Here is a 13,617-nt window from a genome sequence, read left to right as displayed (position 1 = left end):
CCCTGAACCGGTTCTAATTGGGAAGAAATCGCCACTCTCAATTCTCCGATTTTTCAATCTTTTCAAACTATAGATTACTTAATTTTTGTTTACTTATTATGCGACGGGAATATTCTCAAGTTCGAGACAAGATGTTAGGATCAAGTAAAATCAACCGGGGGACGGAATCAAAAATCTCGGGACGGTTTGAAACGATTTCCCGGGAAAAAAACGCGGAAGATCCGAACGAATTCCTCTCCCCCAAAACGATTCTCCTGGAAGAACATGCAAAAACAATCGTAACCGAAAACGACTGTCCGGATCTCGGTTTTACCCGCTCCATCAATCCTTACAGAGGATGCGAACACGGATGTATCTACTGCTATGCACGACCCAATCACGCTTACGTGGATCTTTCTCCGGGAATCGATTTTGAAACCAAGATTTTTGCCAAAAGAAATGCACCCGAACTTCTGAGAAAGTATCTCGCGAAACAAAAAGGGGAAGTTCGAACGATTCAGCTCGCAGGAGTTACGGATATTTATCAACCAATGGAAAGAAAATTGGAAATCACGCGGGAACTCCTAAAAGTTTTTTGGGAATTTAGACAACCCGTTGCGATGATCACAAAATCATCTCTGATCATTCGAGACTTGGACCTTTTGGAAAAATTGGCATCTCAGAATTTAGCGAAAGTTTACATCAGCGTAACAACTTTGAATTCCGAACTCTGGAAAAAAATGGAACCGAGAACCGCCAGCCCGGAAAGAAGACTCGAAACGATCCGTAAACTCGCGGAAGCGGGAGTTCCTACCGGAGTTATGGCCGCACCGATGATCCCCGGATTAAACGACAACGAACTCGAAACCATTCTTCAATCCGCAAAGGAATCCGGGGCCAGATCCGCAGGAATGGTCTTTTTGAGACTCCCGTTCGAAGTCGCGCCTCTCTTTTTGGATTGGTTGGAGAAGAATTATCCTCTCAAAAAGGAAAAGATAGAAAAATTAATTCGACAAGCTCGGGGAGGTAAACTCTACGATTCCGCTTATTCAAGCAGGATGATCGGAACGGGACCGTATGCCGAAATGCTCTGGAAGCGGTTTCGATTCTCGAGAAAGCGATTACAACTCGAAGATTCGATGTCCTTAAACAAAAAACTGTTCAGAATACCTGAAACCCACCGACTTCGCTTAACAAAAGGAGAGAATCTTTTTCCAGGCCTCTGAATTCTTTTATAAAAATGAAATTCTTCTAAACTTTGATCTGAAAGAAACCATTGTGGCTCTATAGATACGAAAGACAAAAATTCAACAAAAGAAAGTCGATTCTCCACTTCGCTTAACAAAAACAAGAATCAAAAGACATTTTTTTACGATCGAACATCGATCGATAAGCACGAATTCTTTTCGAGCAGAATCGCAGAAACAAATTCCGCAGTTAACGAACGTCGTTCTTCTCAAAATAGAAACGTCTCAACTTTAAAAATGAAAAATAGGAAGGATGTTTTTATTCTATCCGTTATTTAAAAAAGATTCCACTTGAGCTTGACTAAACCTGCGTAAGTTTTGAACAATGCTGCGGACTCCTTCCTAAATTATATATCAGGAGAATAGTGAAGAGAATGAAAATAAAAAAAACGAAGAGCATTGGGCTGATTTTTTGTGCCCTGTTCATGGCAGGATCCCTTTCTGCTCAGACCTATACCGTGTTTGTTCACGGAAAGTCCGATAAGAATCACAACGGCACAGGAACGACCGACGTAAACAACTACTGGGGAACAAGTGTGAATTCGGTTTCCGGAGCGAAAGTATTCGTCGGTTATGACGGAACTTCGGATCCGAGAAGTTACGGTTCTGCAAGAGCGCAGACTAACTTTACGACCGTGGTAAACACATATTGTAAGGGAACCAATTCCTGCAAAATCGTTTGCCACAGCGCGGGTTGTTATGTAACCGAATATTGGCTCGCGAACCTGGGAGCAAGCGCTTCCAGCAAAGGATACAATCTCACCAAAGTAACCGCGCTGGCCGCTGCATCGGGCGGATCTGAATTGGCCTCTGCATTGAACGGTGCAACTTTTGGTTTTGCCGGAAATTCAATGGACAAGGCGCTGATCGTTTCCACTGCAAGAGGTGCGTATAACCATAACAACACCGCGGGAGTAACCGTATATCAGGTTCCCGGATATAAGGGAATGGCCGGTGCGTCTTTAATTCTGCCGGGGGAAGACGACTACGCTGTCGCTTATCATTCTTCCTGCGCTTATAACAAAGCGGGCGGAGTGAGCCAGTGTCAGCCTTCTTTGACTCAGAGCGAAGGCGTCTGGCCTTTTAACTCGAATGTAACCTACACTCAGTTTCAAGGACATACCAGAGCTCCTTCCATCGGGGCTTCCGGATTATATCTCAACCACAGTGAACTGAAAAACGAAGGTTGGAGATAATTCGACTTTCCTTTTAAAAAAGAAACTCCGCTCTTTACGAGAGCGGAGTTGTGAGGATTGATCGTAACGATTCACTCTTTCGGAGAATCCTTTCCAAAAAAACGGCCTTTATCATTCTTCGCCGATAAATCTCGTTCTTCGCATCCCGCACTTTCGACTCGACGGACAAACGTAGATTCCAATTACAAAAGAAAAATTTTCGATCGATCCAAACCAGAAAGAACGATCCGATCCACCCGATTCGAACATAAAATATATTTCATTTTTATAAATTAACCTTTTATTATCTTTCCATGCTCTCCAGTTCCTTGATTCTTCTTTGTTTCTCGTTGCTATCCCAGATTTTGGAAGTGAACTGTTTCACGTCATAAAACTTCGTCTTAAAAAAATCTTTATACGGGAGAATGAGCTCTCGGTCCGGCTCCGTAGTTTTCGCCGCCTGAATTTTTTTCAGCCCCGCGTCCCCTTGACTAAACCATTCGGGATCCACCGCAAGATTGACTCTGTGACCTCTTATATCCGACACAACATAAGGACCGTCCAAACCGGAATCTCGAATCAATTTACCGTAGAATAAAAATTCAGCCTCGCCGTAACCGGAAGGGAGTTTAGAATCGAAAGTCGCCCAAGCGATGTATTCTCCCGTTTCTGCGTGTTTGAGATTGGCTTCCACGTGATAATTCCCCGCCGAGTAAACGTTGATGCCCACGCGAACCACAAGCGAGCCGTCGCTCGTCGTATCCGAAAAAGCGCCGCTCAATTCGGCGGGTTTTCCGGGCGAGGAATAAAAGGAAGTATTCAGTTTCCCTGTTTTTTTATAACCGGGTCCGTAACGAAAATCGACCTCGAGAATCATGTCCCCCCAATCTTTTTGAGTCGGCTTCCATTGAAACGTGTAGAGCAAATCCTTTGCAATATCGTCCCCGTTCACTCCATTGTCACCGACGTCCGGACTTAACGTTCCAAACTTCTCTCCGTCAAATTCCCTCCACATCCGAGAACCTTTGATCTCGATCGGAATTCTTTTTCCTTCGGGGTTTTTACAATCAAAAACGATTCTCATCTGATCCTGGGAACCGATCACGGCCCAGGTCAGAGGTTGTAACTGACAACTGTAACCGTTCGGTTCTTTAGAATCCGCGTTATCCGCCATTGGGATCGCGGTCGTTTGTATAAAAGAAGGTCGAATCAAATCCTCGTTGTATTTGGAAAGCGGTCTTGAACTCGGAGGATACTGAGACCATTCTTTATAATCTTCTAATATTCTTTCGATAGGAATGGAATCGTCTATATCTTGGAGAGACCCGCCCCCGTTGTCTCCATCAAAGGAAGAGCCGGCTCCCCCCGGCGGAGAATTCCTCGCCATTCTTTCAGCCCTTTCTTTCTTTTGGCCATCGGACTGAAACCAAGGCGCCCCACCTTCCTCCGGCCAGAAAACGAACGCCGTTAGAATCAGGATTGTTGACACAATCACTCCATAGATCACATACTTGTTTCCGATTTTCATGAATTCCTTTTTTTATCCCTCTCCTAACGAGCACATAACGCAAAATAAGGGATTATTTTTCGTAGTTCAGCCTAAATTCTTTCCGAAGGAGAGCAATCAAATTTGTATTTATTTATAATTCGTGTTCTTTAAAGAATATTTATTTATTTTATTCGTTATTTATAAATCTCGATACTTCACTTGACTTAATATTGGAAGAGTCAAACTTTTAGAGCGGGAGAGGAATTTCTTTTCCCCTAAGAAATGGAGAATAGTGAAAAAGATGAGTAATTTGAAAACAAAGCTGATGATGGGACTGGCTCTTTGTGTTTTTCTTTTAGCGGGAACTCTTTCCGCTCAAACTTATACCGTGTTCGTACACGGAAAGTCTGATAAGAATCACAACGGAACCGGAACTGTGGATGTGAATAATTACTGGGGAAGCAGCGTAAATTCTGTTTCCGGAGCAAAGGTGTTTGTTGGTTACGATGGAACTTCGGATCCGAGAAATTACGGATCCGCAAGAGCGCAGACTAACTTTACGACCGTGGTAAACACATATTGCAAAGGATCCAATTCCTGCAAAATCGTTTGCCATAGCGCGGGTTGTTACGTGACCGAATATTGGCTCGCAAACTTGGGAGCAAGCGCTTCCAGCAAAGGTTACAATTTCACAAAAGTAACCGCACTGGCTGCTGCATCCGGCGGATCCGAACTCGCTTCGGCTCTCAACGGAATCACTTTCGGGTTTGGCGGAAACGCGATGGACAAGTCTTTGATCGTTTCCACTGCGAGAGGTGCGTATAACCACAACAACACCGCGGGAGTAACCGTATACCAAGTTCCTGGATATAAGGGAATGTTCGGAGCTTCCGCAATTCTGCCGGGTGAAGACGATTATGCTGTCGCTTATCATTCTTCCTGCGCTTATAACAAGGCGGGCGGTGTGAGCAAATGCCAATCTTCTTTGACTCAGAGCGAAGGGATCTGGCCTTTTAACTCGAATGTAACTTACACTCAGTTTCAAGGACATACCAGAGCTCCATCCGTTGGGTCCTCGGGATTGTATCTCAACCACAGTGAGCTGAAAAACGAAGGTTGGAGATAATTCAACTTTAGTAATGAGTGCAGCTCCGCTCTATCGAGCGGGGTTGCCGTCATCCGTTCCGTTTCTTATTCTTAAACTTGCGACGTTTTGAAAAACCCAATGACATATAAAACGTTCTCCAATCAAATCCGGAAGTATTTGTTCTGTATTTTTTCGTTCTTCTTATTTCCCTCTTGTTCTTTTTTGATCTGGAAGAATTCCTCGTTATCCTTGGAAAGAGGATGGTCCTCTTCGGGAAAGGAAATCGTACAAACCGAAGTTTTATATGAAGAAAAGGATTCTTGGAATCCTCTTTCAGGAACAACTCTAAAAAGAAATTACCGTTCTGTGATAAGGATCTTTGATCCTGATCGATCTTCGAAAGCGGTGGAAGAGATTCCTTTCTCGTCCTGGATTTTACCGGGAACTGTTTACTATCATTCCGCGACCGGAGCTTTGTATTGGATCGGAGGAAAAGACGATCAATACGGAAGTTTTGCAAGAATTCCGGGAGCCTTCAATCTAAACGAGAAAAGAGAAATTTCGATCTCAAAAGATTTAAGGCCGGGCCATGTCGTTTTACAACTCACCCCTTCTCCGAACGGAAATTCAGTCGTTATGATTACCGCGTCTACCGATGAGGACTTGGAATTTCTACAACCGGAACTGCTTTGGATTTCAAGAACCAAGGAAGGTTCGCAACAACTTACGGCTCGGGTTCCTTTACTCGAGTGGAAGGAAACTCCTTCGTATCGCTTGCGCTGGTCGAATCAATCGGATCGAATCTATATTCAAATTAACGAATCCGTTTATACGCTCCAAAAAGAAAAGTCGGTTCTTCAAAAAACGAAAGAGTTTCCCCTATGTTTTTATCCGCCGACCTCCTTCGGTTCAGTAGGAATCAGTCCTACAGATCGGAATCAAACGAAAATGGAACCGAATCCATTTTTATCATTTTCCGATCTTCCAAAAATTCAAAATCCGAAAAAAATCAGGGACTGTAGCGGTCCTTAAAATTTGAAATCTCTCTCCTCGCAAAGCCGGAGAAAAAATTAGAATTTCCTAAAATATCGTAAATGATCAAAGATATCGGGCAAATTCCATAAGCAAAATTCCGGAACCTACACAAAGGGCGATGACTCGAGTAGAAAGCAAAAATTTATTCTTTAACTTTCCCAACTCGGCGATCAACTCGGGAGTCGGCGCTGCTTTCTGAAAAAATTGACCGATCTCGGTGATCCTTTTCACAGTGGGAAGATTGATCCATAAACCGAAACAAAAAGCGATCACGCCTAAAAATCCTCCGATTCCGAGCAAAATTCCGTATCTCGAAAAAATCCATTCCGGTTGAAAACCTCCCGATAGATTCCAATAGAGCAAAAAACCGGTTAGGAGCGTCCCTGAGGTCACGGTATTCAAAACGATCGGATAAGAATTCGTTTTGGCGATCTGTTGCATCATCTTACCTCCGTCCGGACCCAAAGCGTTCGCGGCCGGTAAAACGAAGAATGCCATCACGGAGGCGGCGCCTGCCCAAAAAATTCCGAAGGCAACGTGAACAAATTTTAAAATTAAAAACAGAGAGGTTGAAAAAATCAAAACAATATCCTTTTCATTGGTATTTTAGAATTTCTGAATTTACTTCTGTTTCAAAAAAACACTTCCTTCGAAACGGAGACGCGTAAGAAAAATTGAAACTCTGATTCGAATCCGAATAAAAAGACGACTCTAATTCAGAAACACTTCATTGATTATGTATCAAGGATGGAAAGGTCGATCCTTTTTTATTTTTGGAAAAAGCGACTTCGAAAAAAGTCCGCTCTTAGTTATAAAAATATTCCTTAATTTTGGATCGGGAATCCCTGGCTCATCGATTCCCTTTGAACGATTACCCAGGGGATAGACAAGACAAAACCGACCGAAAGATATCGTCTCCTAAGAAAAGAAATTAAAAACAGATCAAAGGCAAATCGACAAAGAAGGGAAAAACTTCTCAAAGATCACTGGCAATAACGATCCAATGCTTAGGATCCAAGATTCTCCATCAAAGAGTATATTCTATTTTTTATATATAAGAATTCTAAAAAATTAAAAAGTGAATTTAAGAATCTTAACGGTTCTCGCGTTTTTAATAACAAACGTTACGTTTGCATACGCGTCGAAAAGAGGCCCTTCCAGCAAACCTCTTTCAGATCGCTTAGAAGCTCCCAACACTCTGTATATGGGCTCCCTATGGCTTGATTCGAACTCATGTTCGAAAGACGGTTTCGAACATAAAAACAATCAGTAAGAAATTCTGAAAAGTTAGGATGGGGACTTCGTAGATTCCAGATTCTTCTTAGGATTTTTTTTCCATGCCCCTCAATCGACTCTTCTGTTACTGGTCCCGTGCGAGTCTTCACGGAATTTCTTTTGCACTTCGGAATAACAGAAATTCTTCGATCAAAAGATCGCTTAAGTATTCATTTTTAAGAATATTCGTATTTCATTATTTTTCTTATGATCTTTATATAACAAACGTACGTTATTTTATAAAAATCAGCAAGAATCAACTTCGCTTAACATTTTTTTCTTGAACGATGTTTCTCCTTTATTATCTTTCGTCCTGCGCTCTTTCCAAAGAGCTTGAGGTAAATATAAATGAAAAAAGTGATGAGAATTTTAAGCGTATTGCTTGTTTTTTTTCTAACAAGCGTTCTTTCTGCTTCCGGAGGCGGTTCTTCCAGTAAACCCCTTTCTGGATCCTATCCGATCGTGTTAGCTCACGGTCTATTCGGCTGGGGAAACGGTTCCACAGTGGTGGATTATTGGGGTGGAAACGCGGCCTATCTAAGAAATCAAGGTGCGACGGTTCTCACACCTTCCGTTACCGCCCTGAACTCAAGTTCTAACAGAGCGTCACAATTGAAGAACGCAATCCTAACGGCTATGGCCGCAAACAACTACACCGGTAAGGTTCATATCATAGGACATTCTCAAGGTGGATTGGATGCTCGTTATATGGTATCAAATCTTTCTATGAGCGGAAAGGTGGCGACCCTCACGACTTTGAATACACCTCACCGAGGAAGTCCTGTTGCAAACATCGTGGCAACCGTAATTCCGAGCTGGGCTCTTCCTTATGTTTCCACAGTGCTCAATACCGTAATAGGATTTGTTTACGGCGATTCGAGCCAGAACGCGACTGCGGCTTTAAAACTTCTTACAACCGACGGTTTGAAAGCTCTGAACGCAGCGGCTCCGAACGTATCCGGAGTAAAATATTATTCTTACGGATCTACGATCTCGGTTCCCGATTTGATTCAACACCCGGCGATGGGGATTATCTACCCAATTTGTGCGATCGGAGCTCCTTTTTACGGAATGAGCATTGCTAACGACGGTGTGGTTCCGGATTCTTCTCAAAGATGGGGAACGTGGAAAGGCGGGCCTTCCATTCCTCTTTTGACAACCGGCGTCGATCACTTGGAAGCGACGAACGCGTTGTATCTTGGTCAACTTTGGTATGATACAAACGCCTACTTTTTAAAGATGGCGTCTAACGCGAAAAGTAATCAGTAATTACTTTCCTTCTTTTCTTCCCGTAATCGAAAGATTGCGGGAAGAATATCGGCATTTCTCTTTCCAAAGAATATTCCATTTTTCTAATTTTCAGAACCCTTTTCCAACCAGTAGTAAAATACGGGAAGAATCACGAGTGTAAGAAGCGTGGAGGAAATTATTCCTCCGATCACGACGGTCGCCAAAGGTTTTTGAACCTCCGAACCCAAACCGGAACCGAATGCCATCGGTAAAAATCCGAAAGACGCGACGAGCGCGGTCATGATCACCGGTCGAATTCTACTTGTTGCTCCTTCCAAGACCGCTTCCCTTACGGATCGTTTTTTCTCCTCCCGTATTCTATGAATCGTATCCAGTTTTACGAGTCCGTTTAAGACCGCGATTCCGGATAACGCGATGCAACCGACAAAGGCCGAAACACTGAGGTCCATTCCCCTCAAAAAAAGAAACCAAATCCCGCCGGTTAGAGCAAAAGGAACACAAAAGAATACGAGCAATGCCTGGCGGACCGAGCGAAGACCGAGATACAAAACCACAAAAATCATCAAAAAAGTCGAAGGTAGAATGATCGCGAGTTTTTCCTTTGCATTGGCGAGGTTTTCAATCTGTCCTCCCCAAAAAACGGTGTATCCTTTCGGAATTCCCATCTGCGAAATTTTTTCCTTCGCTTCCGTATGAAAACCTTCCAGATCTCTTCCTCTAAGATTTACCGAGACCGCGACGAATCTTCGGGAACGATTTCGAGAAATGGTCATCACCTTGTCTTTTTTATCAATCGAAGCGAGCAATTTGATCGGAATCATTCCACCGTCGAGTGTGCCAACTCCTATGTTTGCGATTTCAGATTCCTGATTTCGAAAATCCTCCGATAACCAAATTTTGATCGGAAATCTGACTTCTTCTTCGTAATATCCTCCGAGCTCGAATCCGCTCATGGAGGATTCCACTACGCTGTTAAATGCAGGAAGAGAAATATTATAATATTTTAATTTATCCGGATCGGGAGTGATATCGATTACTTTCGATTTTCTCAGAGCCATAATCGGATCCAACTCGACTTCCGCTGCGCCGGGAATATTGTGCAGAGTATCCCTCAGTTTACTCTGCAACTCCAGAAGAATATTGAGATCTTTTCCGAGAATTCTCACGCTGATATCCGCACGACTCCCCTCCAATAGTTCGTTGAACCTAGCCTCCAATGGTTGACTCAGAGTGAGTTCGGAGTTGGGAAACCGTTCCTGAACTTGAACGTGAATCCGATCTAAAAATTTTACCCAATTTTTTTCTTTGAGTAAGTCGGCGATGTTCTCCTTTTTTAGAATGATAAACGTATCCGCATTGAATGTTCCCATCGGATCGTTCGCTACCGAACTGGTTCCGATTCTTGAAAAAACGCTCTGAACTTCGGGAAAGCTCATCAGAAGTTTCTCGACTTCTTTTTGTTCTCTCAGACTTTCTTCGATGCTGATGTCCCCTTCTCTCACAACGACCAACATCAGATCACCTTCCATCAATTTTGGAAGAAACACAGTTCCCATTCTAAAATAAATAAATAAAGTCAATATAAAGAACACAACCGATCCGATCACGATCGGCTTCGGTTGATCCAAAAGGCGCGGCAGATAAGACGAATAAAGTTCTACGATACGACTCTTTTTGATTTTTTTATCCTTATGATTTCCCGTCGGAGAAATAAAAAAGAAAAGAAGCGGAGGCAATAGAAACACGGCTAAGATTAAACTAAATCCCAGCGCCAACAAAACCGTTTCCGCCATCGGTCGAAACATTCTTCCGGGAATTCCGTCCAACGTAAGAATCGGAAGATAAACGAGCATGATCACCACAACCCCGAACGAAACCGGCTTCAAAACTTCGATAGAAGCCTGAGAGATCGCTTTGATTTTTTCTTCTTTGTTTAAGTAGCTCTCCCTTTCAAATCGAGTGAGAACGTTTTCGGTGATTACGATCGAAGCATCCACGAGCAATCCGAAATCGATGGCCCCTAAGCTCATCAAGTTGGCCGAGATACCGAAAAATTTCATAAAAATCGCCGTAAGCAACATCGATCCCGGAATGATCATCGCCACGATGATCGAGGCCTTAATGTTAAACAGAATAAAGAATAAAGTTAGAATTACGAGAATCGCACCTTCGATCAGATTTGTTAACACGGTCTTAATCGTGGAATGAATCAAAAAAGATCTTTCTAATAGAATCTTTACCTGAACGTCCTCCGGAAGATTCAAACGAGTTATAGCTTGGTTCAAATCCAAATTCACTTGATAACTATTTTCGCCCCGCAACATCATCGCGGTCCCCAATACGATTTCCTTCCCCTCGGCGCTCGCTCCGCCTAATCTTTGTTTGCCGTGCTCGTTCACTTGAGCGATATCGGAAACTCGGATGGGTTGACCGGTAACGGTTCGCCTAACGGTCACTTGCGACAAGGAGCCTAAACTTTTTTTGATTCCATACGCGCGAACGATAGCAACCTTACCATCGTTTTCGATAAACCCGCCTCCGAAACTTTCTCCGATCGTGGTCAACTCGCTCGTCAATTGATCGATTGTGATTCCCCAGGTTTTCATCTTATGCGGATTGAGATCGATATGGATCTCCTTTTCATACCCCCCGTTGGAATCGACTTCCACGATCCCTGGTACAAGAGCTTTTAACTGCGGACGTACGGTATAATCCTGAACCGTTCTCAAAAAAAGAAGCCGATCCTTTTCAGGAAGAGCGGCTAACTTAGAACCCGGTTTCGCCTCCACCGTGTAAAAGAAAATTTCGCCGAGTCCGGTCGTATTGGGAACGATCGTGGGTGAAATTCCTTTCGGAAGTTTTTCTTTTGCGCTTGCGATTCTTTCCAGAACCATTCCCCGCGCCTGATATATATCGGTCCCTTCCTTAAAGACAAGAGATATATTAGAAAGTCCGAATTTAGATACGGATCGAACGTCGATTAAATTCGGCATTCCCATAAGTTCCGTTTCCAATGGAAACGTTACCACTTTCTCGACCTGTTCAGGATCCAAGGATCCGGTTTTCACCGTCACGATAACCTGAACGTTCGTGATATCCGGAACCGCGTCGATAGGAACTTCACGAAGCGTAAAAAAGGAATAAATAAATAGGAAAAAAATGATTCCGACCGAAAGAATCGGATTATTTAAGCTGATATTCAAAAGTCTGGACAGCATGTTTAAAAGTTCCTATAATTTCTTTTTCATTCGAGATGTAGAGCAAATTCAAAAGCGCTTCCACGTGGGCGATCTGAGCGTCGAGGATCGAGTGATGAGTTTCGTGAAGTTGGTTTTCAAGCTCCAGATAACTCATCATCAGAATTCTTCCCTTCCTAAACTCGACGTCCGCATAATTCAGATCTCGCTCAATTTCGTCTAACTTGGATAGATTAAATAGTTTAAGATTAACCTTTGATTGTTCGTAATCCAAGAACGCCTGTTTAAACGAAGTTTTTACGAGATTCTCCTGATGATTAAAAAGCCCCTGTTTAGATTTGATATTTGTTTCCGCCGCCGACACTTTATTCTGAAATTGATCCCAAACGGGAAGTTTAAACTTAACACCGACGTCGTAAAATCGATTGGCAACTCCGGATCGATCCTCTCCAACCTGACTGACAATCGAGTAGTCCGGATACTTTTCCAAATTGGCGATATTGAGTTCGGTTTTTGCCTTATCAATCTCGCTACTTGCCGCTAAAAGTGTTAAATTTCTTGAAACCGCTTTTTCCTGAAGTTCTTTAAAATCGAACCTTACACCTTCCGAAAAAAAAGGAATTCTAACGGATGGTGCAGTTTCCAACATAAGGTAGAGATTCATCGCTTCGTATTGTTTATTCGCGTCCAATTCTAAATCGTTAAAATGTTTTCGAAGCGCTAAAATTTTTCTCTGAATGATAAACAGATCAGTTTTCGCTTGAGGAGTGATGAACGGCCTTGCTCGAATATAACTTTCAATGATAGAAAGCCTTCGAAGTCTTTCCTGGACGTGGTCTTTTTTACTCGCGGAAACTAAATATCGGTAAGCGAATTTGAGAGCGTTAAAACGAATCGAGTTGATTGCTTCGGACAATTGAATCTCCTTGATACGAGAATCGTTATCCACTAAAAGCTGGCGTAATTCCTTACGCCCCGGAAAATAAATCGGCTGCTCGAATTGCATCGCGTATTCCGAACCGACTTCCCCGGCTGCGGTTCTCTGTCCGTAATCCATCGTCACCGAAGGATTTTGAGTTTTCCCCTGTTGTTTTCTCTGATAAAAAAGGGCTTCCAGATCCGCGTTGAGTGAAATAAGCAAGGGAGAATTCTTTTCCGCCAAACTAAGAATAGACGAGATATCCAACTCTTTGGAAGAATCGGAATCGATGGAAGACGAAGTCGAGATCAGGAATAAAAATGAAAAAAGAAAAACAACATTCCTTTGCAGTGGAATTTTCCGAAAATCTTGAAAGTTACGTTTAAAAACGAATAAAAGGAAACATGTCCGTTTCAACTTCATAAAGATACCTCCTCGAAATAAAAATCGATCTCCCGATTTTTCGAAATCAAACCCACGAAGCGGTGAAGACTTTTTTCGGGAGAAAATGGAATCGCAGCAATTCTTAAATAAGGAGACGAACGGTAGGTAAGATCAAAAGAGTGATATTATCTTTTTGATAATCATCGAATAAGAATTTCCTAATATAATAAATTGGAAGATAAAAAAAGAGCAAATCTCCGGATCGATAATGAAGAGGAAAAAATTCCTTTAAGAGTTTAAAAGATTCGGAATCGGTTTCTGAAAGTGCGATGGAACCGAAGTCCCATTCACAACCGGGAGCCTCTTCGGAATTTTGCTCCTGATGACAAGGCGATGAAGACTGGATTCCTTTCGCCGAATCCTCAAGTCTAAAATCAAGTTCACAAACGGGTCCGCAATCAAAGATCAAAATAAATATGGAAAGTATCGTAAGAGCTATCCATATTTTGAAAATTGCCGAACTCATAGAGTACAGCTTACTGCGCCTCGTCGCTTGTCAATGGAAAAAGTTAGTCTATG

Annotated in this window: 10 protein-coding genes; 5 read left to right on the top strand and 5 right to left on the bottom strand. The window is 42.7% G+C overall.

From position 1 onward, the window contains the following. The first annotated feature begins 131 nt into the window (after positions 1-131). The gene (locus JWG45_RS04020; protein ID WP_205278500.1) at positions 132-1,205 is read left to right on the top strand and encodes a PA0069 family radical SAM protein; all 1,074 of its coding nucleotides are present in this window, start codon (positions 132-134) and stop codon (positions 1,203-1,205) included. Between the two features lie 395 nt (positions 1,206-1,600). Further along, positions 1,601-2,422 carry a hypothetical protein gene (locus tag JWG45_RS04015; protein WP_205278499.1) on the top strand — a complete coding sequence of 274 codons (822 nt, stop codon included), beginning with the start codon at positions 1,601-1,603 and terminating at the stop codon, positions 2,420-2,422. Between the two features lie 283 nt (positions 2,423-2,705). On the opposite strand, the gene JWG45_RS04010 is transcribed toward JWG45_RS04015, so the two are convergent. Further along, positions 2,706-3,929 (bottom strand): hypothetical protein, encoded by a 1,224-nt coding sequence (locus JWG45_RS04010; protein ID WP_205278498.1) that lies wholly within the window; start codon positions 3,927-3,929, stop codon positions 2,706-2,708. 262 nt (positions 3,930-4,191) lie between these two features. Between JWG45_RS04010 and JWG45_RS04005 the strand changes: the two genes are divergently transcribed. Both JWG45_RS04005 and JWG45_RS04000 read left to right on the top strand, forming a co-directional pair. After that, positions 4,192-5,016 (top strand): hypothetical protein, encoded by an 825-nt coding sequence (locus tag JWG45_RS04005; protein WP_205278497.1) that lies wholly within the window; start codon positions 4,192-4,194, stop codon positions 5,014-5,016. A gap of 99 nt (positions 5,017-5,115) precedes the next feature. Continuing rightward, the gene (locus tag JWG45_RS04000) at positions 5,116-6,009 is read left to right on the top strand and encodes a hypothetical protein (RefSeq protein ID WP_205278496.1); all 894 of its coding nucleotides are present in this window, start codon (positions 5,116-5,118) and stop codon (positions 6,007-6,009) included. Between the two features lie 66 nt (positions 6,010-6,075). On the opposite strand, the gene JWG45_RS03995 is transcribed toward JWG45_RS04000, so the two are convergent. Continuing rightward, positions 6,076-6,594: a hypothetical protein gene (locus tag JWG45_RS03995; RefSeq protein WP_205278495.1), complete on the bottom strand. Its 519-nt coding sequence runs from the start codon at positions 6,592-6,594 to the stop codon at positions 6,076-6,078. Between the two features lie 1,041 nt (positions 6,595-7,635). Here JWG45_RS03995 and JWG45_RS03990 point away from each other — a divergent pair. Further along, positions 7,636-8,556, top strand: a complete 921-nt coding sequence (locus JWG45_RS03990) for a lipase family alpha/beta hydrolase (RefSeq protein ID WP_205278494.1) — start codon at positions 7,636-7,638, stop codon at positions 8,554-8,556. A gap of 83 nt (positions 8,557-8,639) precedes the next feature. Here the strand turns inward: JWG45_RS03990 and JWG45_RS03985 are convergent, their stop codons facing one another. From JWG45_RS03985 to JWG45_RS03975, 3 genes are all read right to left on the bottom strand, one after another. Beyond that, the gene (locus tag JWG45_RS03985; protein ID WP_205278493.1) at positions 8,640-11,756 is read right to left on the bottom strand and encodes an efflux RND transporter permease subunit; all 3,117 of its coding nucleotides are present in this window, start codon (positions 11,754-11,756) and stop codon (positions 8,640-8,642) included. After that, a complete protein-coding gene (locus JWG45_RS03980; protein WP_205278492.1) occupies positions 11,722-13,077 on the bottom strand; it encodes a TolC family protein in 1,356 nt (451 codons plus the stop codon). The genes JWG45_RS03985 and JWG45_RS03980 overlap by 35 nt, the downstream gene beginning before the upstream one ends. A 103-nt stretch (positions 13,078-13,180) precedes the next feature. Continuing rightward, on the bottom strand, positions 13,181-13,564 hold the full coding sequence (locus JWG45_RS03975) for a hypothetical protein (protein ID WP_205278491.1): 384 nt from the start codon (positions 13,562-13,564) through the stop codon (positions 13,181-13,183). Between the last annotated feature and the right edge of the window lie 53 nt (positions 13,565-13,617).

It is taken from the genome of Leptospira ainlahdjerensis (genome assembly GCF_016919175.1).
Taxonomy (GTDB): Bacteria; Spirochaetota; Leptospiria; order Leptospirales; family Leptospiraceae; genus Leptospira; species Leptospira ainlahdjerensis.
Note: the sequence above shows the minus strand (reverse complement) of the source record. Positions and strands in the feature narration are given on the sequence as shown.